Here is a 23,585-nt window from a genome sequence, read left to right on the forward strand (position 1 = left end):
CCAACATTGGGTACGATTGTTCCTCTTGTTATTTCAAGCGCCAACACCAATTCCTCAGGGGCAAAAATAACGAGAAGAATATAATTGGTATGGAGAGATCAGCACATGAGAAGCTCTACTGCGCTTTATCAGCTTAGAAATTACCCGGAAATGTTCTTAAAAAATAACCTGGTGAGGATTACCGGTACAAAAGATACTGGAGTCATGGATTATCAATTCGGGACCTACACCATGGGCATGGGCGCACCTGGTATCGATAGCGCCAATGAAATTTTTGCTTTCCACCGCCAAGGGGTCTTTATCGAAGATCCGCAAACAATCAAGGTCCACCATATTCGTATGATCGATTGGGATGAAGACCTTGCCCTAGATCGCCTTGAGCCCTACCAAATGCGCAGCGGTGCCGACATTATGATTACCGGGCAACTCAGTGACTGCTGTTTCTGTATTGGCGGGCGCAATGCGAATATGCCGGCCGTTGCCCATGTTCGCCCGAGGAAAAAACAGGGACTCAATGGCAAGGCCACACACAATGAAATTATCAATCGGGGAAAGTTCAGGTTTTTAGGTAACGTCACAAAATCCCTTGGGCGCTCAACCCTAAGGCCCCACCATCATCTCTACTCCGACTACGCCTATGTTATTGGAGTACGGGTTAAGAACCAGTGGCAAATCTTCGCTCAACACGTAAAGACTCCCAAAGGCCCCATCCAAGCTGTCACCCGACTCTTATAATTTCTTCCATAAAACCAGATAAATAACTTTGAGTACCCCCAAACCAAAAAGCCCCGCAGTTGCGGGGCTTTTTAATAATAAAAAACGAGTATTAACCGATAAGCTGAAGCAGCTCCTCTGTTTTCTCCCGCATTAATTCCTCACTTCCCCGGGATTCAACATTCAAGCGAACAACCGGTTCAGTATTTGACATACGCAAATTAAAACGCCACTCGGGGTAAGCGATACTCAACCCATCCACGTGCTCAACGCTGTCAGCTGCAGGTCCATACTTTTCCTCTGCCGCCTTTAACAGTGCTGCAGCATCCTGAACCTTAGAGTTAATCTCTCCCGAACAGGGGAAAGCAGCCATGCGCTCACCAACAAGCTGTGACAGCGATTTACCACTGCGACTTACCAACTCAGCGACTAATAACCATGGAATCATACCGCTATCGCAGTAGGCAAAATCCCGGAAATAATGATGCGCACTCATTTCACCGCCATAAATGGCATCTTCCTTGCGCATACGCTCTTTAATAAAGGCATGACCAGTTTTACTCTGCACCGGCTCTCCACCCGCAGCGCGGACAATATCCTCGGTATTCCAGAGCAGGCGTGGATCATGAACAACTTTGGCACCGCTGTTTTTTGCCAGGAAAGCTTCTGCCAGCAAGCCAACAACATAGTAACCTTCAATAAAATCACCACTTTCATCGAAGAAAAAGCAGCGATCAAAATCACCATCCCAGGCTATACCAAAATCAGCACCGCTTGCCCGCACTGCCTCGGCAGTAGAATTGCGGTTTTCTGGCAAAATTGGGTTGGGAATACCGTTGGGAAAGTTGCCGTCGGGCTCGTGGTGAACTCGCACAAACTCAAACGGCAGGTGTGGAGCCAGCGCATCAACAACCGCCCCCGCACCACCATTACCCGCATTAACCACCAATTTTAATGGTTTCAATGCAGTATTATCGATATACCCCAATAAGTGCTGCACAAAATCAGCGCGGTGTTCAAAGCGCTGCAAAGTGCCTCTTTGCTCAACCGGAGCAAAGTCGTTTTCTTCTGCCAAGCGCTTGATATCCAGTAGACCGGTATCACCACTGATTGGACTACTGCCTGCACGTACAAACTTCATGCCGTTGTAGTCCATAGGATTGTGACTAGCAGTAACACAAATACCGCCGTCAAAGTCCCCGTGGAAATTGGCAAAGTAGACCTCTTCTGTACCACACTCGCCGATATGGAAAACATCGGCACCCGCATCTCGCAATCCATTAACCAGCGCATCAGTTAACTCACCACTGGTAAGCCGAATATCATGCCCAACAACTACTCGACGAGCATTCAGGAACTGGGCAAAGGCACGCCCCACTCGATATGCAACATCGATATTAAGCTCATCGGGAACACGGCCGCGAAGGTCATAAGCCTTAAAGCAAGTCAGCTCACTCACTTGCTTTTCTCCTCAGCAGCTTGCTCTGGCAAATACACATTTTCGTATACATGGTTAGTAGCATCAATAAAGCCTTCTACAGAACCACAGTCAAAGCGGCGACCTTTGAAGGCATAGGCTAATACACAGCCCTGCTGAGCTTGCGCCATCAGCGCATCGGTAATTTGAACCTCACCATTTTTGCCTGGAGGAGTATCTCGGATCAGATCAAAGATATCCGGTGTCAGGATATAACGACCAATAATCGCCATATTACTGGGGGCATCTTCCGCTGCAGGCTTCTCGACCATGTCAGTGACTTGATACAGACCAGGCTTAATTTCATTACCACCGATCACACCAAATTTATGGATCTGCTCCTTCGGCACTTCCTCTACCGCAACAATACTGCAGCGGAATTGCTTATAAAGCTGAACCATTTGCCCCAAAACGCCCATATCTTCATTTAGACACAGGTCATCAGCCAACACGACGGCAAACGGCTCATCGCCAACCAGGCGATGTCCTTGCAAAATAGCGTCACCCAGGCCTCTCATTTCGCCCTGACGCGTATAAGAAAAGCTCGCCCTATCGATCACTTTACGCACTGAGTCCAAGTAACGTTCTTTGCCGGTACCCGCGATCTGGTGTTCCAGCTCAAAGTTGGTATCAAAGTGATCCTCAATTGCGCGCTTGCCTCGCCCTGTGACAAAACCGATCTCGGTCAGCCCCGCTTCTATAGCCTCTTCAACGCCATACTGAACCAATGGCTTATTCACCAGCGGCAACATTTCTTTCGGCATCGCCTTAGTGGCAGGAAGAAAACGAGTGCCATAACCGGCAACAGGAAATAGGCATTTCTTGAGCATTCTGCTCCCCCAATCAATTTAAAACAGCGCACCCCCGCGCAGGGCTGGCAACTTATCATAGCGTCGCTGTGCAAGCACTTACACTCGATAACGTTAAGCTTGGCCCAAAATGTGAATTCCCCCGAGGATAAACACCAAAACTATACGAATAAGATGAGGAATTAATACGCTAAATAGGGGGTATTTGTGAAGACAATTCTCACGCCAGTCACAAAAACCACCTTGACCGACTGGACAAGCGACACAGACCCCTTAGAATGCCCGCTCTTGCAAAAGTGTCCAATCTCAATTGCATAACCACCCACTAACGGGGAAATGATGAGTAATTTTGTACAAAAAAGTGAGTATACCAGAGAGGAGCTCCTGACTTGCTCCCGTGGCGAGATGTTCGGCCCAGGCAACGCCCAGTTGCCGGCTCCCAATATGTTGATGCTCGATCGTATCACCCATATATCCAAGGAAGGTGGTGCTTTCGGCAAGGGAGAGCTGATCGCTGAGCTCGACATTCACCCCGACCTATGGTTCTTCGACTGCCATTTTCCCGGCGATCCCGTAATGCCCGGCTGCCTCGGCCTGGATGCTATGTGGCAATTGTTGGGTTATTTCCTGGCCTGGAAAGGCAACCCCGGCCGCGGTCGTGCACTGGGCTGTGGTGAAGTTAAATTTACCGGCCAAATTCTCCCCACCAGCAAAAAGGTGACTTACCATATTCAGATGAGCCGGATTGTTGAGCGCAGGCTTGTTATGGGTATTGGCGACGGCAGTGTCTCTGTGGATGGAAGAGAAATTTACACAGCAAAGGATCTTCGCGTAGGCTTATTTACCCGTACGGACAATTTTTAAACTCGTTTAAGACTAATACCGGTAGAAACCATCAGTCCTCTGCCGACAAGCTATGCTGGAGATCACTATGCGTCGGGTCGTCATTACCGGAATGGGTATCACTTCCTGTATCGGTACCAACACTAAAGAAGTCACCGAGTCACTGAAAACTGGTCGAAGCGGCATCCGCTTCCAAGAAGAGTATAAGGAGCTCGGCCTGCGCAGCCATGTGGCTGGGCCTGTGGACATCGATTTCAAAGAGCATATCGATCGCAAGCAACTTCGCTTTATGGGCGACGCTGCAGCCTATGCGTACATTGCCATGCGTGAGGCAATCGAGATGTCGGGCCTGCAGGAGGCGCAGATATCTAATCCGCGCACGGGTATCGTGATGGGCTCTGGCGGCACATCCACTCAGCAGATTATTGACGCTGCACATACTCTGAAGGAAAAAGGTGTTCGCCGTGTAGGCGCCTACCGCGTGCCTCAGGTAATGAACAGTACCGTTTCCGCATGCTTAGCCACTCCATTCAAAATCAAAGGGGTGAACTACAGTATTTCTTCCGCTTGCGCTACCAGTGCCCACTGTATAGGGAACGGAGCTGAGCTTATCCAGATGGGTAAGCAGGATGTAGTGTTTGCTGGCGGTGGTGAGGAACTTGCCTGGAGTTTGACTCACTTGTTTGACGCTATGGGCGCCCTCTCAAGCAAATATAACGATACTCCGACAAAAGCATCACGCCCCTACGATGCCGATCGCGATGGCTTTGTGATCGCCGGTGGTGGTGGCTGTCTGGTGCTCGAAGAAATGGAACACGCCGTGGCTCGCGGTGCGACCATCTATGCGGAGCTGACCGGTTACGGCGCAACTTCCGATGGTTACGATATGGTTGCTCCAAGCGGTGAAGGCGCCACCCGCTGCATGCAGCAGGCTCTGGCCGGAATGGACGGAAAAGGCCTGCAGGGTAACGTGGATTATATCAATACCCACGGCACCTCTACGCCTGTAGGTGATGTCGCCGAATTGAAGGCCATGCGCGAAGTCTTCGGGGATACAGTGCCGGCATTCGCCTCTACCAAATCTCTGACAGGCCACTCTCTGGGAGCTGCAGGGGTTCAGGAGGCCATTTACAGCCTGCTGATGATGCAGAATAACTTTATTGCTGCATCAGCTAATGTAGAGAACCTCGACCCCGCTGCGGAAGGCATGGACCTTGTCCGCCAGCTGCGTGAGACTGAAGTCAAACGGGCTATGTCCAATAGCTTTGGCTTTGGCGGAACTAATGCTTGCCTGATATTCGATAAAATCTAATCGAAATAAAAAGGGCGCCGCGAGGCGCCCTTTTTATTGACTGCACAACAGAAACCAAACTATTCCGGAGTCGCGTGCAAGCGCTCCAACCACAGCTCAACCTGGCGTGTCAGTCCCTGTCTCCAGCTCCGCTGCTGAACACCAAAGACATCCCGCAACTTGCCACATGAAAGTACTATGCTGCGATCCCGCTTCTCAGCCTCATCCCCTAATGAAGTAAATTGCGCAAAGCGCTCTTCATCGTAAAAAGCCTGGGCGCGCTCGACCACCTCCAGGGCAAACTCCATCGCTGTGCAGCTATCAGAACTACCGTAGTGGTAAACACCTCCTGCCTTAGCCCCGCTAGCGAGCTGCTGGGCAACCGCCACTGCGACACGAGCCATATCCACCACTGTTACTGGGTTGCCGCTGTTCCTTCCATCCAGGGCTAAAGGCTCCCCAGACACAAAGTTGCGTAAAATACGCCCTAACAAGGCATCCTGACCACTATCCACCATCCAGCCAAAACGCAAAATCGTCAGGTTTTGCAGCCCATTAAAGGCATCTTCGCAAGCCAGCCATTCGCGTCCACTCGGGGACTGCGGTTCTGCGGGCTCATCCTCGTCATAGCGGCGGCGCTCACCACCAGAAAAAACTTGGTAGGATGAGAGGTGAATAATATGTCCACAGGGTGCAGCACAAAGCCGCTTACTCACCAGCAGTGACTCCGGCATGCCTCGATTGTCGGCACAGGCGGAGGCATTAATCACAATTGAGCCCGGTCTCAATTGATCGATTTCCCCGGGGGTCAACTGCTGTACGCGAAAGCCTGCGCGCTGCAGTCTTTTTTGCAGCGCGCCATCAACCTCATTACCAGCTGTGATAATGGCGACGGTATCCGGCATATAACCTGTATTCAATTCAGACACTGGTAAATCCAGTTCTTAGAACGGGATATCGTCATCAAAGCTATTATCGAAACCACCGGCAGGACCTTGGTTCGGCTGTTGCTGGGGCTGCTGGTTAGCTGGTGCCATCGGTGAGGGAGCGGTACGCCCCTGCCCGTATGCCTCCTGGCCGCCCTGCTGCTGGTAGCCACCCTGAAAACCGCCGCCCTGTTGGTCAAAACCGCTGGAACCACCCATCGGCTGGCCGCCACCCATTTGGCCACCTGCGGCTGCGCCCATTCCAGCGCCACCCATACCCTGACCAAAGCCGCCCTGCTCACCGCGACCGTCCAGCATCTGCATTTCGCTGGCAACGATTTCAGTGGTGTAGCGGTCCTGGCCGGAATTCTTATCCTGCCACTTACGGGTGCGTAGAGAGCCCTCTACATAAACTTTGGCCCCCTTGCGCAGGTACTCACCGGCGATCTCAGCCAGGCGGTTAAAAAATACTACGCGATGCCACTCGGTGCGCTCCTGCTGCTGGCCAGTCTGCTTGTCTTTCCAGCTCTCACTGGTAGCCAGGCTGATGTTGGTAACAGCACCGCCACTCGGCATATATTTGGTTTCCGGGTCATTCCCCAGATTACCGATCAGAATTACTTTATTAATACCCCTGGCCATGGCCCTCTCCTCTCGTCAACCCGGGCTCCACCCGGGGCAATAAACTATTTAAACAATCAATTAATCTATCAAGTGTTATGAAATACCGTCAGTGCTGCATTGCACCATCGGTAAATATTGTATTTTTATCCAGTAGGATACAATAGCGGCTCAGTGTTAGTAAGCGCTACCTTCACGCTCTCTCGCGCAAACCCCACCACAGCAACATCCATAGCAGCAGCACCGCCAAACCCAGAGCAGCAACTGCGGAAGCGCCCCCCAGACCGAACAGCAGGCCACCCAGGCTACCGCCGACAAAGGTGCCAAAGAACTGTAAAGTCGCGTAGAGCCCCGTAGCTGCGCCCCTCGCTTCCGCCGGAGCCTTCCTGGTTAGCTGCGCCGGCAACAGGGCTTCAAGCAGGTTGAAACCGGTGAAGAACACTGCCAGCAAGACTACCAGCATCCAGGTGCTTACAGACAACAAGGCCGCACTGCCACCGATCAAAGCTAAACAAGCAAAATTAAGCGCAAAAGGCACCCGATCACTTTTCTCTGCCGCCCTCATCATTGGCAACATCACCAGGAAGGTGCCGAGCATGAGTGGCCCATACAGTTTCCAGTGTTCGCTCGCCGGCCAATCCAATCTATCGACTAGCACCAATGGCAAGGCGACGAACAATGCCGTGAGCAACAAGTGGGAGAAAAAGGCCCCAGAAACCAAGCGCCAAACAAGACCACTTTTAACTACCGAACGAAAACCATTGCCATAAACCGCGGGCCGCCGAGCCGCCTCCGGAGTTGGCACCAAGCGCCAAACCAATAATCCACCCAGCAGTGCTAATCCAGCAGTGACCCAGAAAATTGCCGGCAAGCCGCCCACACCGGCCAGCGCCGGCCCCAGGATCACCGCAAGCATAAATGCGACGCCAATAGACGCTCCAATAATCGCCATCGCAATACCGCGCTTTTCATCGCGGGTTAAGTCGGCGACCAGCGCCATCACAGCCGCGGCAATGGCACCACAACCCTGCAGTACCCGCCCCACAATAAGGCCGTAAACCGAATCCGTCAGTGCAGCGATGACACTGCCCAGGGCAAACAGTGCAAGGCCGGTATAAATAACCGGCTTGCGCCCCCAGCGATCGGACAGGAGCCCCAGAGGAATTTGGAGTATCGCCTGACTCAGGCCATAGGCACCCATTGCCAGCCCCAGCAGCATGGGCGTGCTATCGCGATAGCCCTCGCCGTACACAGTGAGAACCGGCAAGACCATAAACAGGCCCAGCATACGAAAGACATACAGGGAAGCCAGCCCACTCAGGGCGCGGCGCTCAATGGAATTCATGCAAATCCCGGAACAGCATCAAATAGGGCGCGCATTGTACAGTGAGCCGCCTCCCGGCTGTAGGGGAAACAGCACAACTTTTATCCACAGCTAGTTACGACCGTACTCATCATCGAGTCGGACAATGTCATCCTCTCCGAGATAACTGCCGGATTGCACCTCAATCAGCTCGAGGGGAATCGTGCCGGGGTTCTCCAAACGGTGCACCACCCCCAGGGGGATATAAGTCGATTGGTTCTCGGTGATCAGGACCTCTTCTTCACCCCGGGTAACTTTCGCAGTTCCCTGCACCACAACCCAGTGTTCAGCGCGGTGGTGATGCATCTGTAGGGATAACTGCTGGCCCGGCTTCACCACGATACGCTTCACCTGAAAGCGTGGGCCCGCATCAATCGAGTCGTAGTAGCCCCAGGGCCTATATACCTTGCGGTGCCTTTGGGCCTCACTGCGGCCGGTGCTCTTGAGGTTACTGACCAGTTTTTTGACTTCCTGGACCCGTTGCCGGTCAGCGATCAGAAGCGCGTCGTCAGTATCGACAACCACCAGGTCGGATACACCGAGAAGGCTGACCAAGCGGCTCTCACCACGCACCAGGCAGCGCTGGGAGTCTTCTAGCAACACATCACCCTGAAGCAAATTGTCATTGGCATCGCGTTTTGCCAACTCCCACAGCCCCTGCCAGGAACCCACATTGCTCCAACCAGCATCCATCGGCACAACCGCAGCGGACTCAGTCGGCTCCATTACTGCGTAATCCACAGACTCATCTGCGCAGGCTGCAAAGGCCTCTCTATCCACCCGGGTAAAATCCAGGTCTCTAGCAGCACTCTGATAGGCACTGCGGCAGGCTGTGAGAATATCTGCACGGTAACGCTCCAACTCCTCCAGATAGCGGGAGGCGCGGAACAGGAACATGCCACTGTTCCAGGAGTATTCCCCGGATGCCAGGTAAGATTCAGCGGTTTCAGTGTCCGGCTTTTCGACGAACTCCGCCACTTTCCAAGCAGTTTCCGCCAATTTATCCCCGCGCCGAATGTAGCCGTAGCCGGTCTCCACCCGGGTCGGCACAATACCAAAGGTGACCAGATGCCCCTGCTCAGCCAAGGCTCGGGCCGACTCTACAGACTCCTGAAAATTTGCCTCGTCGGAAACGGCGTGGTCTGCCGGTAATACCAGCAGCAAAGGGTCAGCTCCTGACTCCAGTGCTGCCAGGGCAGCCAGGGCAATAGCCGGTGCAGTATTGCGCGCGCAGGGCTCCAGTAAAATGGACTGGGCTCCGTGGCCGATTTCCTGCAATTGCTCGGCAGCGGCAAAACGATGCTCTTCGTTGCATACCAGGATCGGCGCCTGTAATGGCTCAATGCCCTCCAGGCGCCTTACGGTTGCCTGTAACATCGTTTCACCACCGATAAGGGGTAAGAACTGTTTAGGGTAGGCCTCGCGAGAGAGTGGCCACAGGCGCGAGCCAGTGCCACCACAGAGAATCACAGGAATCATCGAATGCTATCTGCCTGAATGTCGGGTATTGCGAAAGACAATTTTCGCACATCAGGTGGCGAGTTTATACTTGACTGTTTTTCCGGCACCGCAGTTGTGATCGCCCCGCGCGGAGCAAGTCCGAGGCCCGGCCCAGTATTAGCAGCATATAGGTAGAGCGTGGACACGATTTATGTAAGGGGTGCTCGCACCCACAATCTGAAGAATATCGATCTGGACATTCCCCGCGATAAACTGATCGTTATCACCGGCCTGTCCGGTTCCGGCAAATCTTCCCTGGCCTTTGACACCCTCTACGCAGAGGGGCAGCGCCGCTACGTGGAATCACTCTCCACCTACGCCCGTCAATTCCTGTCGATGATGGAAAAGCCGGATGTGGATACCGTCGAGGGGCTATCACCGGCTATTTCAATCGAGCAGAAGTCCACCTCACACAACCCCCGCTCCACTGTGGGCACCATCACAGAGATCTATGACTACCTGCGGCTGCTATTTGCCCGGGTTGGAGAACCCCGCTGCCCCGAGCACGACGAACCCCTGCAAGCCCAGACAATCAGCCAGATGGTGGATCAGGTACTGGCTTTACCGGAAGGCAGCAAGATTATGTTGCTGGCGCCGGTAGTTCGCGATCGAAAGGGTGAGCACCAGCACGTATTTGAACAATTGCGCCGGGACGGATTTGTGCGGGCACGGATCGACGGGGTTATCTGCGACCTGGACGACACCCCCAAGCTGGATAAGCGCCGCAAGCACACCATTGAGGTGGTGGTAGACCGCTTTAAGGTGCGTGAGGACCTGCAACTGCGTTTGGCGGAGTCCTTCGAAACTGCCCTTAATCTCACCGACGGTATCGCCTCCATCAGTTTTATGGATGGAGACCAGGAAGATCGCCTCTTCTCTGCCCGCCACGCCTGCCCCGTCTGTGATTACTCACTGGATGAGCTGGAACCGCGCCTGTTCTCCTTCAACAACCCCGCGGGTGCCTGCCCCAGCTGTGACGGCCTGGGCGTCAAACAGTTCTTCGATGAAGACAAGGTAATTATCGATTCGGAAAGCAGTATTTCCGAGGGCGCCATTCGCGGTTGGGACAGACGCAACATTTACTATTACCACATGCTCGACTCCCTCGCCGAGCACTACGGTTTCGATCTGGATAAGCCCTGGAAAAAATTACGCAAAGCCCACCGCAAGGTTATCCTGCAGGGCAGTGGCGACGAAGAGATAGACTTCAGCTACGTCAATGATCGCGGCGATGTCACCGTGCGCCAGCACACCTTCGAGGGCATTATCCCCAACTTCCAACGCCGCTATCGGGATACCGAGTCCCAATCGGTACGGGAGGAGTTAGCCAAGTATCTGAGTACCCAAAAGTGCCCAGAGTGCCACGGTACCCGCCTGCGCCGCGAGGCCCGTCATGTCTTTGTGGATAACCGCACCCTGGCGCAAATTACTGAGCTGCCTGTAGGCGATGCGTTCGAGTATTTCGACCATGAGCTGGCTTTTAAAGGCGCCCAGAAAGAGATTGCCGATAAGATTCTCAAAGAGCTGCGCGATCGATTCCGCTTCCTCGTCGATGTCGGCCTGAATTACCTGACCCTAAACCGCAGTGCAGAAACCCTCTCCGGCGGCGAAGCGCAGCGCATTCGCCTCGCCAGCCAGATCGGCGCCGGCCTCGTGGGCGTAATGTATATTCTCGACGAGCCCTCTATCGGCCTACACCAGCGGGACAACGAGCGCCTGCTCAACACCCTTACCCACCTGCGCGATATCGGCAATACGGTTATTGTGGTGGAGCACGATGAGGATGCCATTCGCAGTGCCGACTTTATTGTCGATATTGGCCCCGGTGCCGGTGTCCATGGCGGAGAGGTCGTGGCAGCGGGCACCGCCGATAAAATTACCAAATGCAAGAAGTCCCTAACCGGTCAGTACCTCTCCGGCAAAAAGAAAATTGCCGTACCGGAAGAGCGCTACGTACCCGCCCCGGACTACTTGTTGCGTCTCGAAGGGGCCAGTGGAAATAATTTACAGGACGTCGATCTGGAGATCCCAGTAGGATTATTTACCTGTGTAACCGGTGTATCTGGCTCTGGTAAGTCCACCCTGATTAATACAACCCTCTATCCACTTGCCGCCACTGCACTTAACAAAGCAACAACCCTTAAGGCCTCTCCCTATAAAGAAGTGCACGGCCTGCAGCACTTCGACAAATGCGTGGATATTGATCAGAGTCCTATCGGGCGCACTCCTCGCTCAAACCCAGCAACTTATACCGGTATTTTTACCCCAATTCGCGACTTGTTTGCCGGCACCCAGGAAGCCCGCTCACGGGGCTATAAACCTGGACGCTTCAGCTTTAACGTCAAGGGTGGGCGCTGTGAAGCCTGCCAGGGCGACGGGGTGATTAAGGTGGAAATGCACTTCTTGCCGGATGTCTATGTACCCTGCGATACCTGTCACGGTAAGCGCTACAACCGCGAGACCCTGGAAGTGCACTACAAGGGCAAGAATATCCACGAAGTATTGGAAATGACCGTGGAAGATGCACGGGAATTCTTTGACCCTGTGCCTGCAATCGCGAAGAAGTTGCAAACCCTGATGGATGTAGGCCTCTCCTATATCAAGCTGGGCCAGGCTGCCACCACTCTCTCAGGCGGTGAAGCCCAGCGGGTAAAACTCTCCCGCGAACTATCCAAACGGGATACTGGGCAAACCCTGTACATCCTCGACGAACCGACTACCGGCCTACACTTTGCCGATATCCAATTACTGCTGGATGTTCTGCATCGCCTGCGCGATCACGGTAATACCATCGTAGTGATCGAACACAATCTGGACGTGATCAAAACTGCAGACTGGATTGTAGACCTGGGCCCGGAGGGTGGCTCTGGTGGCGGACAAATTATTGCCACGGGGACACCTGAGGATGTTGCAGAAATGGACATTTCCCATACCGGGCGTTTTCTTAAAACCATGCTGAACTGATTGAACAAGAAAGGATGCCAACCTATAGATCGGCATCCTTTCTTGCTCAGCTCACTTAAAAATAACCAGTAGATAGGTGCGACAAGATATGAAGTTATTCAATCGCGATCGCTTAAATTTAGTGATCGCGGTAAGTGCAATTATGATTTCTCTGGCATCCTTTTATGCCACCTATTTACAAGCCAGAGCTGCCAACCAACAAGTCAAAATAATGACAATGCCGGTTATCCAGTTCAGCCATGGAAACTATGATGAGAAGAGAAATCAGAATAGGATCACTTTTAATTTTCACAATGCTGGAGCTGGCCCAGCCATCCTAAAATCCGTTAGTTTTAAATATAGAAATGTAGAATACTCAAGCACCCATGATTTTTTGCAAGCCTGCTGTCAGGAGGAGCATAAAATGATGAAAAATAAATTTAATAGAAACCATAGAAATCACCACCCACCCCTTGATGAAGGCTTTCAAAGCTCTTCAGAAATAAATGAAGTTATCATTCCCGCACAATCTGAGTATCCTTTCTATTCGTTAAGTCGTGGCACTGCAACTTCTGAACTATGGGAAAAAATTAATCAAGAAAGATGGGAACTTTCGGTTTCCGCCTGCTTCTGCTCACCGCTGGGAAATTGCTATGAGTCAAATTCAAAGAAAATTTCAATGGAAGTCAGCCAGTGCCCTAACAATTAACCACTTTAATAGGCGGGTTCTTAGCGTTAAAACGCATTCGAAATATATTACAGGCAGGATGCCACAGTGAATATTGATATCAACTGCGATCTGGGTGAAGGTGCTGATTTGCGCAGCTGTGACAGGGACGCCCAAATCATGCCGTTTATTTCCCGCTGCAATATAGCTTGCGGCGGCCACGCTGGCACCCCCGAGATCATGGATAGATCAATCGAAAATGCCCTTAAAAACAGCTTGAAAATTGGCGCGCACCCCAGCTACCCCGATTGGGGAAATTTTGGCCGCAAATCTCTAGTTATTCCTCAAAATAAATTACTCGACTCTCTTTGCACACAGGTAAACCAACTAGAAAATATCGCGCGCAGCCTAGGAGCAAGGCTAGACCATATTAAACTACACGGCGCTCTCTACAATGATACGGAGTCAAACAGAGAACTCGCTAAAAGTATTATTACTCTACTCGACAAAGAATATCCTTCACTGAAAATTATTGGGTTAGCCAACGCTGCCATGCAGCTCGCTGCTGCCAAACAAAATAAAACATTTATTCGCGAAGGATTTATGGACAGGCAATACCTCAGCAAAAACCAACTAGCTCCACGCTCAATGGCGGGTGCTGTTATTGCTGAGACAGGACAGTGCTTAGAGCGGGCTATCTGCTTGGCAAAGGGCTTAAAATTTAACGATTATCATGGCGGCAAATTGCAATTCTCTGTGGATACCATCTGCCTCCACGGCGATAATCCCCAAGCGCCCACTATCGCCAGACAGCTTAATCAACATCTCAATGCAAACGGCGTGAGTATAGCTCGGTGACACACCCTGCCCCCCATATACCACTAGCTATTACCATTAACGGAGATTGTGCAGTAGATATCCGCTTTTCCGGCAAACCATGCAAAGCTCTTAGCCGGACAATTATCGGTTTGAGAGCGGCTCTATTAAATGAAGTTCATCCAGGTATCATTGATATCATTCCTGCATACCAGTGCTTAACTGTTATTTTCAATCCTTCCTTATGGGATCACAAAACCTTATACCAATTACTCACTAAAACTACCGAGGACTTTCTAAACAATCCTGCCCCCTTCACCAGTAGACCACGCATAGTGCGTATTCCCGTATGCTACGAAGAAGGCTTTTCTCCAGACCTTGAGGCATTATCAGAACATACCAAATTATCGTCACAGGAAATCATCAAACGACATACCGCACAACGTTACTTAGTGCATATGTTGGGCTTTACTCCAGGCTTCTTATACCTTGGCGGACTTGACCCAAAGCTATATTGCCCCAGAAAAGAAACTCCCCGAACCAGAATTCCCGCAGGCGCTGTCGGGATAGGTGGAGAACAAACAGGCATCTACCCACAAGCTACACCGGGGGGATGGCAAATTATTGGCCAGACACCCCTTAGTCTTTTTCAACCTGCGGAACCCTCCCCATTTATCGCTGCACCTTTAGATGAAATTGAGTTTTATGCAATAGATTCTCAGCAGTTTCATATGCTCTCGCAGAGTACTAAAAGTGGTTCACCCTAAAAAGGAGGGTCTATGGGTATTCACTTTCTTCGAGCAGGGCTACAGACAAGTATTCAGGACCTGGGTCGTCCAGGCATGATGCACTGTGGAATTCCATGGGGAGGTGCTGCCGACCCACTATCGATGAAAATAGCCAACCTGTTATTAGGAAACCCCTTAGGGCACCCAACCTTTGAGATCACCCTGCTCGGACCTAGAATCGAATTCCTCTGCAATCTCACTATCGCTATAGCCGGAAGCCAATTCAGAGGCTCCTTAAACAACGAATCAATTGATAATTTCCGAACCTATAGGGTTAAACCTGGTGATATTTTGGATATAGCTCAAGCTATTTCCGGTGCAAGAACCTATCTTGCGATTTCCGCCAAGATAGACACACTCAATATCTTAGGTAGCTCTGCAACTCACATTATTAGTAAATTTGGCGCAAATAGTGGCAAGCCGATCACATCTAACGAAGTCATCCACTTTAAAGAAGTCCACACTACAAAAGAAGCTGTGCTAAATAAAAGGTTTCACCTTCACTACTCACCTAATTCAAAGCTACGACTAGTGGCTGGACCAGAGAGCAATTTATTTTCCAAGAAATTTATTGAACACTTTTACGGCTCAACCTATCTGGTTTCTACCCAAAGCAATCGTATGGGCATTCGTCTATCCACTAAAAACAATTCTACAATTCATAAAATTACAAACGGAAAGACACAACTATCATCAGCAGGACTCTATCCCGGCAGCATTCAAGTACCACCCGATGCCAATCCTATTATTTCCTTTATTGAGGGACAGACTATTGGCGGGTACCCCCGAATAGGCCATATTATAAAATCGGAACTTCATCGCCTGGGCCAGCTAGCCCCAAAAAACAAAATCACATTTCAAGAAATAAGCATTGAAGAATCACGCGAAATTTTCAAAAAGAAACAAGACCTAATTAAAAAACTCCAACAGAGCCTGAATCTTAATCACAGGGAGACACTATCCCTTTAATACAAGCATAAACACTATCAGATACAGAACTATTTAGTGCTCAAAAATAACACCATAAAGTATGGAATAAAAATTACGCCAAAATATACAAAATAATTTTAATAAAAGTTTAAATGGAATATTTTTGGGCAAAAACAGAAGAAATATAACAGAAACTCTGTGACCGACAAGTTTCCCCTCATATCTTTCTAGACCAAAACATCATTATTAACTAACCTCATTGGGTTTTACCCAAACAGCGATTTGGACTAGCGTGCAAGTTGATTATCTATAGGGAGCAAATAACCTCCAAACAATTATTGCAGGATCAACAAAGCACACTCCAAAGAGAAAACACACAATACCTTAAGGGGATTAATAATGATAAAAATTCTCCGTGGTTTTATTTCAATACTCTTAGCGAGTTCTCTACTTATCACAGCGCATGCAAATGCAGAACCGGGTGATTACAACTTCTGGACTACTCTAAAGCATTTGTTTGATCCACCCAATGCCGATGCGCCAGTCACCTCACAGCAAGCTGAAGGGATGTATCCACTAACTATGGATGATCCCAGTTTTAATGATGATTTTGATCCTGGCGACTACAACACCTGGCAAAAAATTGATGTACCTACCAGTACAGGTGCCATGTGTGGGAATGGATCACCCTATAAGTTCTTTGTTCACCGTGTTCCAGATACCAGTAACACCATTTTCTATTTTGAGGGTGGTGGGGCATGCTGGGACTATGAAAGCTGCTCAGGACAAGCTGGTATTCGCGGGGCTCGCAACCCCAATGGCATTCCCGATGATTACCTAAGCAATGTGCACTTGTTAGATTTTACAAATTTCGAAAATCTTACTACCGCTGGCGTATCCCCTTTGATTTATACACATCACCCCTACGACCAGTATAAAACTGGCGAGTGGAATATGGTTTATGTACCGTATTGCACAGGGGATATCTACGTAGGCGATAAAACTGAAATATACGAGGATACTACTGGCGAGAACCCCGACCTTATCTGGCACCACAATGGATTACGCAACGTTCAGGCAGTTACTTCCTGGGTGAAAAATAATTTGCAAAAACCGAAGCAGATGCTCGCTGCGGGTTGTAGTGCAGGTAGTATTGGTGCTCTGTTTAATTATTCGAAGTTGCGCGAGGATATGAATGTCGATTATGGCTATCTCCTCGATGATTCAGGCCCTCTCTATCAGGCACCTTTAGACGGGAGTGACAGCACCCAATATCCCTCTTTACCGCTACATAAAGAAGTGCTGCGTTCTTGGACTACCTATACCGCCAATAGCGATGAAAGCTCAGAAAATCCCATCACTATGTTAAAAGCCATAACACCGGGATTCGAAGCCAATCAGCTAGCCTCACTTTATGCAGCGCTTTCCAATAAATTCCCCTCAGATCGACTGGGTATTACGCACTTTCTTGCTGACGGGAATTTTTCATCCTACTCCTACGAGAGATTTTATGAGGATATTTATAATGATCCCGATGCAGACTCCCGTTTAAATAAATTGCGACAGCGCTGGCAGAAAGATACCCATGAAAATTTGATTCCGCTGCTGGATCAAACTAGTAACTGGGGCTATTACTTCCCGATGTTCCGCAATTTAAACGAGAGCCACTGCACAACCATTATCGATTTAAACTATGGTGAGATTGCCGAGCACGGGCTTGAATTAAAAGATTTCCTCGACAACATCGTCAATCATAACGGTGGAGGCATGATTCGGGCATACGAAACCGATGAGGTTTCAGATTATGAGGACAACAGTAACTGGTTCTATGATCTGATCGGCTTGTTTATGTAATTAAAATACCCCCAGCGCTGCCGGTAACTCGCTGGCAGCGCTGAAGTGATAGAAAACCTAACTGCCATATACCGCCTCACGGGCGTCCTGAAGACGTTTACGTAAGTATTCATGTCTACTCATGCCATCGGGAAAGGACGTCATCTGCTGAACTTCCTCAACGATCGAGCGCTCAAGATCCTTATAGGTGGAAAAGCCCGGAACCTCGACATGAGGGTCGTAATCCCTGATCACCGTTTGCGCTTTATCCCGATAAATATTAAATAGCTCTTCAGCTCTTTGGGTGAACTCTGCCTGGTTAAGACTATTTTTTTCCAGCCAGGCCAACTTCATTGAAAGCGCTTCATAGCCTGTAATACGCGATTCCCGCTCTATTTTTTCAATTGCATCCCAGGCCTCTTCACCAGAGAGATTGCCCAGGTCTGCAAAGTAGTCTTTGAGCGCCTGCTTAACATTCTCACGATCCAGATAAGCCTGAACCCGAGGATGATTTAATAACTCTTCGACTTCCCCATGTTCCAGCTGGGACCAGGGTATGCTGTCAGAAATATTCTTTACTAATTCACTATCATCTTTTAGCGGCTCTATCATCTGGCGCACCTTGGCCACACTTGAGCGCACATCAATATCGTAGTGATCAACCCCTACAACGGCGAGCGTTACTGCTCCGGCAAGCAAAATCAGCTTTTTCATAATTAGTTACCGAGCAAATTAGAAATTATGTATTTGTCTGTCGGTAACTATCTAAGCAGAGAATTGGGAGAGCATGAAAGAAAATAACGCCCTCACCAATGAATAGAGTGCCAATATCTTACAGACTGATTAACTAGCCAACCCAGTTAACCGCTTGCTCATCGTCTTTTTTTCCTACACAGGGCTCATCCTTGGTCTTCGGCGCCACATAACCTACCTGTTGCTCACGCGGAAGGTTTGCGTTCTCCCAATTGGAAACCGCTTCTGCGCAGAGGCTGCGTTGCTCAGGGGTTAGCGCAACGCCATTGGGCCATTTTCCAAGTTCAATGGCTCGCTTTAAACTGCCCACAATCTCGGGATTCAAACTCTTTAACAGTTGCTCAAAAGACATACAAAAATCTCCTTATGGCAAAAAAAAGGCCGGTCAAAGACCGGCCTTCCGTAGCGCTATGGCTAATAACGCTTAAGCTTCAGCAGCTTCGTCTTCTACTTGAGGACGGTCTACCAGCTCAACGTATGCCATCGGCGCCTTATCACCAGCGCGGAAACCACACTTCATGATACGGATGTAACCACCAGGACGGGCTTCGTAACGAGGACCCAGCTCGTCGAACAGCTTGCGCACAGCATCCTTATCACGGATACGAGCGAAAGCCAGACGGCGGTTAGCAACACTGTCTTTCTTAGCCAGAGTGATCAGCGGCTCGGCAACGCGGCGCAGTTCTTTGGCTTTGGCCAGTGTGGTTTTGATCAGTTCGTGCTCCACCAGAGAGGCGCTCATGTTCTTGAACATGGCCTTGCGGTGAGCGCTCGTGCGGCTGAATTTACGGCCACTATAGCGATGACGCATGACTCAATTCCTTACGACCTAAGTTGCTTTCACAGCAGGTCGTTCTGGAGCGGTGTCGCGCTAAGCTGTAGCACCGCTCGGGTTCTTTCTACTAATCACGACACCGTCGCGACTACCAAATGCTTACAGGGGGCTTAACTTGCTGTCGCCTTTCAGGCTGGCCGGCGGCCAGTTTTCCAGGCGCATACCCAGGGACAAACCACGGGAAGCCAGTACGTCCTTGATTTCAGTCAGAGACTTCTTACCAAGATTCGGCGTCTTCAGCAGTTCTACTTCAGTGCGCTGAATCAGATCACCGATGTAGTAAATGTTCTCTGCCTTCAGACAGTTCGCCGAACGTACAGTCAACTCCAGGTCGTCTACCGGGCGCAGTAGTACCGGATCAACTTCAGGCTCTTCAGCCTTCGGCTGTGCATCCTTCTCGCCTTCCAGGTCCACAAATACTGCGAGCTGTTGCTGCAGAATAGTGGCGGCGCGACGAATAGCCTCTTCCGGGTCCAGGGTACCGTTGGTCTCCAGATCCAGAACCAGCTTATCCAGGTCAGTGCGCTGCTCTACACGCGCGCTTTCCACGCTGTAGGAAACGCGACGCACTGGGCTGTATGAAGCATCCAGCTGCAGACGGCCAATTGCACGGCTTTCCTCTTCCTCGCCACGACGAGCATCGGCGGGCTGGTAGCCACGGCCGCGCGCTACAGTGAGACGCAGGTTGAGCTCGACATCACCAGTAATATTGGCGATCACGTGCTCAGGATTAACGATCTCGATGTCGTGATCTACCTGGATATCTCCGGCAGTCACCGCACCTGGGCCCTTTTTGCTCAGGCTCAATACCGCCTGATCCTTACCGTGCATAACAACGGCGATTTCTTTCAGGTTGAGCAGGATTTCAATTACATCTTCCTGCACACCTTCGATCGCGCTGTACTCGTGCTCGACACCTTCGATTTCCACCTCGGTGACGGCGCAGCCCGGCATGGAGGACAGCAGGATGCGACGCAGCGCATTGCCAAGAGTGTGGCCAAAGCCACGCTCCAGGGGCTCCAAAATCACTTTGGCGTGATTCGGATTGTACTCGGTGACGTCAATACGACGCGGTGTCAAAAACTCGTTGACAGCAGTCTGCATAGCCATACCTGTTTACAGTTGCATTCCTTAAAGTGGACTTATTGTTACTTGGAGTACAGTTCCACGATAAGGTTTTCGTTGATCTCTGCCGGCAGATCGACACGATCCGGAGTGCGCTTGAAAGTGCCTTCCAGTTTGCTCGCGTTTACGTCTACCCACTCGACATCGCCACGCTGGGCAGCGAGGGAAACGGAATTCTGGATACGCAGCTGCTTCTTGGCTTTCTCACGTACAGCGATAACGTCGCCTTCTTTAACCTGGAAAGAAGGGATGTTAACGGTAGTGCCGTTTACAAGAATCGCTTTGTGGGAAACCAGCTGACGCGCTTCAGAGCGAGTTGAGCCGAAGCCCATGCGGTAAACCACGTTGTCCAGACGCTGCTCGAGAAGTTGCAGCAGGTTTTCACCTGTAGCGCCCTTCAGACGTGCTGCTTCCTTATAGTAGTTACGGAACTGCTTTTCCAGTACGCCGTAGATACGACGAACTTTTTGCTTTTCACGCAGCTGAATACCGTAGTCGGACAGACGACCGCGACCAGCGCCGTGCTGACCGGGTTTGGATTCTGCGCGACACTTGGAGTCGTGCGGACGAACACCACTCTTCAGCTGCAGGTCAGTCCCTTCACGACGGGACAGTTTACATTTTGGTCCAATATAACGTGCCATTTTGTCAGCCCCCTCTTACACGCGACGCTTTTTAGGTGGACGACATCCGTTATGCGGGATAGGCGTCACGTCGGTGATGTTGGTGATCTTGTAGCCGCAGTTGTTCAGTGCACGAACGGCAGATTCGCGACCGGGGCCAGGGCCCTTAACTTCTACGTCGAGGTTTTTCAGGCCGTATTCCTGAGCTGCAGTACCTGCGCGCTCAGCGGCAACCTGGGCTGCAAACGGGGTGCTCTTACGCGAGCCACGGAAGCCAGATCCACCTGCGGTGGCCCAGCTGAGGGTATTACCCTGGCGATCAGTGATCGTCACGATCGTGTTGTTGAACGATGCGTGGATGTGGGCAATACCGTCGACAACGGTCTTTTTGACCTTTTTGCGAACAGTAGTTTTTGGCTTAGCCATACCAGTATCCTAAATCCTGTATCAAATCCCCTAGGCGATTAGCCGGACGGGGCATCTTGAACCGCGATTTCGCGCCTTAGTTAAGGCTTACTTGCGAATCGGCTTGCGCGGACCCTTACGGGTGCGAGCATTGGTCTTGGTGCGCTGACCACGCAGCGGCAAGCTGCGACGGTGACGCAGACCGCGATAACAACCCAGGTCCATCAAACGCTTGATGTTCATGGATATTTCACGGCGCAGGTCGCCTTCCACGGTCAGTTTTGCAACTTCACCACGGATGGTTTCGATCTGCTCTTCAGACAGTTCGCGGATTTTGGTGGATTCAGCGATACCAACCGCTGCCAAAATAGACTTAGCCGTAGTGCGACCAACCCCATAAATGTGGGTCAGGGAGATTACGGCGTGCTTGTGGTCTGGTACATTGACACCAGCAATACGTGCCATAGAGGCGTACTCCACGTATTGGAGTCACTGCTTTATATTAAGTATGTGACTCTACTTTGATTTCGGCGCTGACAGCGACTAAAAAACCGGCGGCGCCACCAAAAAGGCGCGCAAGAATAGCTTTTCAGACACTAATTTGCAATAGCCAACGTCCGCATCGGTCCCCCGAAGCGGATGAAGACGACAGTCAACGCCCCCAGTTGAAAGTTTGCTGTTGCTAACTTCCCACCCCAAAAAACTTCCCGGGGTGTTGCCATTCGATACGGGGCTGTATCGAGTAGCGAATTTTTCCAGCTTTTACAGAGGCGCCCTGAGGGCGCTCTCCGCAAGGGGCTGGCCCCTTCTTAGCCTTGACGCTGCTTGTGACGTGGCTCAGCGCTGCAGATTACCCGCAGAACACCCTTGCGACGCACGATTTTGCAGTTACGGCAGATCTTTTTTACAGAAGCGCGTACTTTCATGACCTTACCTCAATTCAATCAAACTGCGAGCAGGCGACGCCCTAGCGACGACCGTAGCTTTGCAGGTTAGATTTTTTCATCAAACCCTCGTACTGGTGCGACAGCAGATGCGACTGTACCTGTGCCATAAAGTCCATCACTACGACTACAACGATCAGCAGTGAGGTACCCCCCAGATAGAAGGGAACGTTAAACCCAACCACCAGGAACTGCGGCAGCAGGGATACCAGTGCGATGTATACAGCACCCACCAGAGTGAGGCGAGTCAGCACGCTATCGATATAGCGGGCCGTCTGCTCTCCAGGGCGAATACCTGGCACATAAGCACCGGACTTTTTCAGGTTATCCGCAACTTCATTCGGGTTGAACATCAACGCCGTGTAGAAGAAACAGAAGAAACCAATCAACAGTGCGAACAGAATAATGTTCAGCGGTTGCCCTGGTCCAAGCTGCAACGCCATCCACTGCAGGATCTCTGCACCGAGACCTTCCCCGCCCTGACCAAACCACTGTGCCAGTGTGGCCGGGAACAACAGGATACTGCTGGCAAAGATTACCGGAATTACACCGGCCATGTTTACCTTCAGCGGCAAGTGGCTCGCCTGTGCAGCTGGAGCTGCAGAGTAACGTCCCGCTTGGCGCCTGGCGTGGTTGATCGTAATGCGGCGCTGGCCGCGTTCCATAACAACCACAAAGAACACTACAGCAAGAGCGATGACGCCAATCATCAACAGCATGAGTATGTGCAGCTCACCCTGTCTCGCCTGTTCAAATGCCTGGCCGATGGCACCGGGTAAACCGGCGACGATACCAGCAAAAATCAGCATGGAAATGCCGTTGCCAACACCGCGCTCAGTGATCTGCTCACCGAGCCACATCATAAATACAGCACCAGTCACCAGTGACGTTACCGCCACAAAGTAAAAACCAAACGCGGGCTCAGATGAGTAAGCCAGGTTCTGCCCTGCCAGGCCGAAAGTCATACCGATCCCCTGAATCAGGGCCAGTATTACCGTCAGATAGCGGGTGTACTGGTTGATCTTACGTCTTCCGGCCTCCCCTTCCTTCTTCAACGCTTCCAGAGAGGGAGTCACCGCGCTCATCAACTGCATGATGATGGACGCGGAGATGTAGGGCATGATGCCCAGCGCCAGAATACTCATCCTTTCCAGGGCGCCGCCTGAAAACATGTTAAACAGGCCAAGGATGGTTCCCTGGTTCTGGTTAAACAGGTTTGACAGCTTTTCCGGATCAATGCCGGGCACCGGAATATGTGTCCCCAGTCGATAAACAAGAATCGCTAGAAACAGAAAACGAAGGCGAGCCCAAAGCTCGCCCAATCCCTTGCTGTTGCCCAGGGGATTTCCACCGGATCCTGGTCGTGCCATTGGCGCCTC

The 23,585-nt window shown here is 51.0% G+C and carries 24 protein-coding genes; 9 read left to right on the plus strand and 15 right to left on the minus strand.

The genetic code is table 11. The annotated features are described in order from the left end of the window. Positions 1-105 precede the first annotated feature (105 nt). Complete coding sequence (locus ACYX4J_RS18790) at positions 106-735, plus strand: hypothetical protein (RefSeq protein ID WP_476177302.1); 630 nt, start codon at positions 106-108, stop codon at positions 733-735. Between the two features lie 91 nt (positions 736-826). Here the strand turns inward: ACYX4J_RS18790 and ACYX4J_RS18795 are convergent, their stop codons facing one another. Next, positions 827-2,173, minus strand: coding sequence for a phosphohexomutase domain-containing protein (locus ACYX4J_RS18795; RefSeq protein WP_476177303.1), 1,347 nt, complete (start codon positions 2,171-2,173; stop codon positions 827-829). Further along, positions 2,170-3,021 carry a UTP--glucose-1-phosphate uridylyltransferase GalU gene (galU, locus tag ACYX4J_RS18800; RefSeq protein ID WP_413664295.1) on the minus strand — a complete coding sequence of 284 codons (852 nt, stop codon included), beginning with the start codon at positions 3,019-3,021 and terminating at the stop codon, positions 2,170-2,172. Before galU ends, ACYX4J_RS18795 begins: the two co-directional genes overlap by 4 nt. Before the next feature lie 318 nt (positions 3,022-3,339). Here galU and fabA point away from each other — a divergent pair, with 318 nt between their 5' ends. Then, entirely contained in the window at positions 3,340-3,864 is a 525-nt protein-coding gene (fabA, locus tag ACYX4J_RS18805) for a 3-hydroxyacyl-[acyl-carrier-protein] dehydratase FabA (RefSeq protein ID WP_108731685.1), read from the plus strand. Positions 3,865-3,931: 67 nt separating this feature from the next. After that, positions 3,932-5,155, plus strand: coding sequence for a beta-ketoacyl-ACP synthase I (fabB, locus tag ACYX4J_RS18810; protein WP_476177304.1), 1,224 nt, complete (start codon positions 3,932-3,934; stop codon positions 5,153-5,155). A 59-nt stretch (positions 5,156-5,214) separates the two neighbouring features. Here the strand turns inward: fabB and ACYX4J_RS18815 are convergent, their stop codons facing one another. The 4 genes from ACYX4J_RS18815 to ACYX4J_RS18830 all read right to left on the minus strand — a co-directional run bounded on the left by ACYX4J_RS18815 (position 5,215) and on the right by ACYX4J_RS18830 (position 9,523). Beyond that, complete coding sequence (locus ACYX4J_RS18815) at positions 5,215-6,063, minus strand: sugar nucleotide-binding protein (RefSeq protein WP_444914824.1); 849 nt, start codon at positions 6,061-6,063, stop codon at positions 5,215-5,217. A gap of 15 nt (positions 6,064-6,078) precedes the next feature. Beyond that, a complete protein-coding gene (ssb, locus tag ACYX4J_RS18820; RefSeq protein ID WP_282934376.1) occupies positions 6,079-6,702 on the minus strand; it encodes a single-stranded DNA-binding protein in 624 nt (207 codons plus the stop codon). Positions 6,703-6,874: 172 nt separating this feature from the next. Then, on the minus strand, positions 6,875-8,026 hold the full coding sequence (locus tag ACYX4J_RS18825) for an MFS transporter (protein WP_476177305.1): 1,152 nt from the start codon (positions 8,024-8,026) through the stop codon (positions 6,875-6,877). Positions 8,027-8,116: 90 nt separating this feature from the next. After that, positions 8,117-9,523 (minus strand): mannose-1-phosphate guanylyltransferase/mannose-6-phosphate isomerase, encoded by a 1,407-nt coding sequence (locus ACYX4J_RS18830; RefSeq protein WP_476177306.1) that lies wholly within the window; start codon positions 9,521-9,523, stop codon positions 8,117-8,119. A gap of 159 nt (positions 9,524-9,682) precedes the next feature. On the opposite strand from ACYX4J_RS18830, the gene uvrA reads away from it, so the two are divergent. From uvrA to ACYX4J_RS18860, 6 genes are all read left to right on the plus strand, one after another. Further along, on the plus strand, positions 9,683-12,508 hold the full coding sequence (gene uvrA, locus ACYX4J_RS18835) for an excinuclease ABC subunit UvrA (protein ID WP_476177307.1): 2,826 nt from the start codon (positions 9,683-9,685) through the stop codon (positions 12,506-12,508). A gap of 88 nt (positions 12,509-12,596) precedes the next feature. After that, on the plus strand, positions 12,597-13,196 hold the full coding sequence (locus ACYX4J_RS18840) for a hypothetical protein (RefSeq protein WP_476177308.1): 600 nt from the start codon (positions 12,597-12,599) through the stop codon (positions 13,194-13,196). A gap of 66 nt (positions 13,197-13,262) precedes the next feature. Continuing rightward, positions 13,263-14,012 carry a 5-oxoprolinase subunit PxpA gene (gene pxpA, locus ACYX4J_RS18845; protein ID WP_476177309.1) on the plus strand — a complete coding sequence of 250 codons (750 nt, stop codon included), beginning with the start codon at positions 13,263-13,265 and terminating at the stop codon, positions 14,010-14,012. Further along, positions 14,009-14,737, plus strand: coding sequence for a 5-oxoprolinase subunit PxpB (gene pxpB / locus ACYX4J_RS18850; protein ID WP_476177310.1), 729 nt, complete (start codon positions 14,009-14,011; stop codon positions 14,735-14,737). The genes pxpA and pxpB overlap by 4 nt, the downstream gene beginning before the upstream one ends. 12 nt (positions 14,738-14,749) lie before the next feature. Next, entirely contained in the window at positions 14,750-15,727 is a 978-nt protein-coding gene (locus ACYX4J_RS18855) for a 5-oxoprolinase subunit C family protein (protein WP_476177311.1), read from the plus strand. 360 nt (positions 15,728-16,087) lie between these two features. After that, positions 16,088-17,542: a pectin acetylesterase-family hydrolase gene (locus ACYX4J_RS18860; protein WP_476177312.1), complete on the plus strand. Its 1,455-nt coding sequence runs from the start codon at positions 16,088-16,090 to the stop codon at positions 17,540-17,542. A 57-nt stretch (positions 17,543-17,599) separates the two neighbouring features. Here the strand turns inward: ACYX4J_RS18860 and ACYX4J_RS18865 are convergent, their stop codons facing one another. The 9 genes from ACYX4J_RS18865 to secY form a co-directional block, all read right to left on the minus strand. Further along, on the minus strand, positions 17,600-18,235 hold the full coding sequence (locus ACYX4J_RS18865) for a hypothetical protein (RefSeq protein WP_444892718.1): 636 nt from the start codon (positions 18,233-18,235) through the stop codon (positions 17,600-17,602). Between the two features lie 133 nt (positions 18,236-18,368). Continuing rightward, on the minus strand, positions 18,369-18,626 hold the full coding sequence (locus ACYX4J_RS18870; RefSeq protein WP_476177313.1) for a YeaC family protein: 258 nt from the start codon (positions 18,624-18,626) through the stop codon (positions 18,369-18,371). Between the two features lie 72 nt (positions 18,627-18,698). Then, entirely contained in the window at positions 18,699-19,085 is a 387-nt protein-coding gene (gene rplQ / locus ACYX4J_RS18875) for a 50S ribosomal protein L17 (RefSeq protein ID WP_108731671.1), read from the minus strand. A 123-nt stretch (positions 19,086-19,208) separates the two neighbouring features. Beyond that, a complete protein-coding gene (locus ACYX4J_RS18880) occupies positions 19,209-20,213 on the minus strand; it encodes a DNA-directed RNA polymerase subunit alpha (RefSeq protein ID WP_282934387.1) in 1,005 nt (334 codons plus the stop codon). Between the two features lie 44 nt (positions 20,214-20,257). Further along, positions 20,258-20,878 carry a 30S ribosomal protein S4 gene (rpsD, locus tag ACYX4J_RS18885; protein ID WP_108731669.1) on the minus strand — a complete coding sequence of 207 codons (621 nt, stop codon included), beginning with the start codon at positions 20,876-20,878 and terminating at the stop codon, positions 20,258-20,260. A 15-nt stretch (positions 20,879-20,893) separates the two neighbouring features. Next, a complete protein-coding gene (rpsK, locus tag ACYX4J_RS18890) occupies positions 20,894-21,283 on the minus strand; it encodes a 30S ribosomal protein S11 (protein ID WP_020411406.1) in 390 nt (129 codons plus the stop codon). 87 nt (positions 21,284-21,370) lie between these two features. Next, on the minus strand, positions 21,371-21,727 hold the full coding sequence (gene rpsM, locus ACYX4J_RS18895) for a 30S ribosomal protein S13 (RefSeq protein ID WP_282934388.1): 357 nt from the start codon (positions 21,725-21,727) through the stop codon (positions 21,371-21,373). Between the two features lie 344 nt (positions 21,728-22,071). Then, positions 22,072-22,188 (minus strand): 50S ribosomal protein L36, encoded by a 117-nt coding sequence (gene rpmJ / locus ACYX4J_RS18900; protein ID WP_010133825.1) that lies wholly within the window; start codon positions 22,186-22,188, stop codon positions 22,072-22,074. Between the two features lie 41 nt (positions 22,189-22,229). After that, positions 22,230-23,576 (minus strand): preprotein translocase subunit SecY, encoded by a 1,347-nt coding sequence (gene secY / locus ACYX4J_RS18905; RefSeq protein ID WP_282934389.1) that lies wholly within the window; start codon positions 23,574-23,576, stop codon positions 22,230-22,232. Positions 23,577-23,585 lie beyond the last annotated feature (9 nt).

The organism is Microbulbifer sp. ABM4_008, from assembly GCF_056311705.1.

Coding starts and splice junctions, on each gene's coding strand:
- ACYX4J_RS18865 (WP_444892718.1), bottom strand. CDS start 18,235: ATGAAAAAGCTGATTTTGCTTGCCGGAGCAGTAACGCTCGCCGTTGTA.
- rpsD (WP_108731669.1), bottom strand. CDS start 20,878: ATGGCACGTTATATTGGACCAAAATGTAAACTGTCCCGTCGTGAAGGG.
- ACYX4J_RS18830 (WP_476177306.1), bottom strand. CDS start 9,523: ATGATTCCTGTGATTCTCTGTGGTGGCACTGGCTCGCGCCTGTGGCCA.
- fabA (WP_108731685.1), top strand. CDS start 3,340: ATGAGTAATTTTGTACAAAAAAGTGAGTATACCAGAGAGGAGCTCCTG.
- ACYX4J_RS18825 (WP_476177305.1), bottom strand. CDS start 8,026: ATGAATTCCATTGAGCGCCGCGCCCTGAGTGGGCTGGCTTCCCTGTAT.
- ACYX4J_RS18880 (WP_282934387.1), bottom strand. CDS start 20,213: ATGCAGACTGCTGTCAACGAGTTTTTGACACCGCGTCGTATTGACGTC.
- ACYX4J_RS18790 (WP_476177302.1), top strand. CDS start 106: ATGAGAAGCTCTACTGCGCTTTATCAGCTTAGAAATTACCCGGAAATG.
- rpmJ (WP_010133825.1), bottom strand. CDS start 22,188: ATGAAAGTACGCGCTTCTGTAAAAAAGATCTGCCGTAACTGCAAAATC.
- secY (WP_282934389.1), bottom strand. CDS start 23,576: ATGGCACGACCAGGATCCGGTGGAAATCCCCTGGGCAACAGCAAGGGA.
- ssb (WP_282934376.1), bottom strand. CDS start 6,702: ATGGCCAGGGGTATTAATAAAGTAATTCTGATCGGTAATCTGGGGAAT.
- rplQ (WP_108731671.1), bottom strand. CDS start 19,085: ATGCGTCATCGCTATAGTGGCCGTAAATTCAGCCGCACGAGCGCTCAC.
- fabB (WP_476177304.1), top strand. CDS start 3,932: ATGCGTCGGGTCGTCATTACCGGAATGGGTATCACTTCCTGTATCGGT.
- galU (WP_413664295.1), bottom strand. CDS start 3,021: ATGCTCAAGAAATGCCTATTTCCTGTTGCCGGTTATGGCACTCGTTTT.
- ACYX4J_RS18870 (WP_476177313.1), bottom strand. CDS start 18,626: ATGTCTTTTGAGCAACTGTTAAAGAGTTTGAATCCCGAGATTGTGGGC.
- ACYX4J_RS18840 (WP_476177308.1), top strand. CDS start 12,597: ATGAAGTTATTCAATCGCGATCGCTTAAATTTAGTGATCGCGGTAAGT.
- rpsM (WP_282934388.1), bottom strand. CDS start 21,727: ATGGCACGTATTGCTGGTGTCAATGTACCAGACCACAAGCACGCCGTA.
- rpsK (WP_020411406.1), bottom strand. CDS start 21,283: ATGGCTAAGCCAAAAACTACTGTTCGCAAAAAGGTCAAAAAGACCGTT.
- ACYX4J_RS18860 (WP_476177312.1), top strand. CDS start 16,088: ATGATAAAAATTCTCCGTGGTTTTATTTCAATACTCTTAGCGAGTTCT.
- ACYX4J_RS18855 (WP_476177311.1), top strand. CDS start 14,750: ATGGGTATTCACTTTCTTCGAGCAGGGCTACAGACAAGTATTCAGGAC.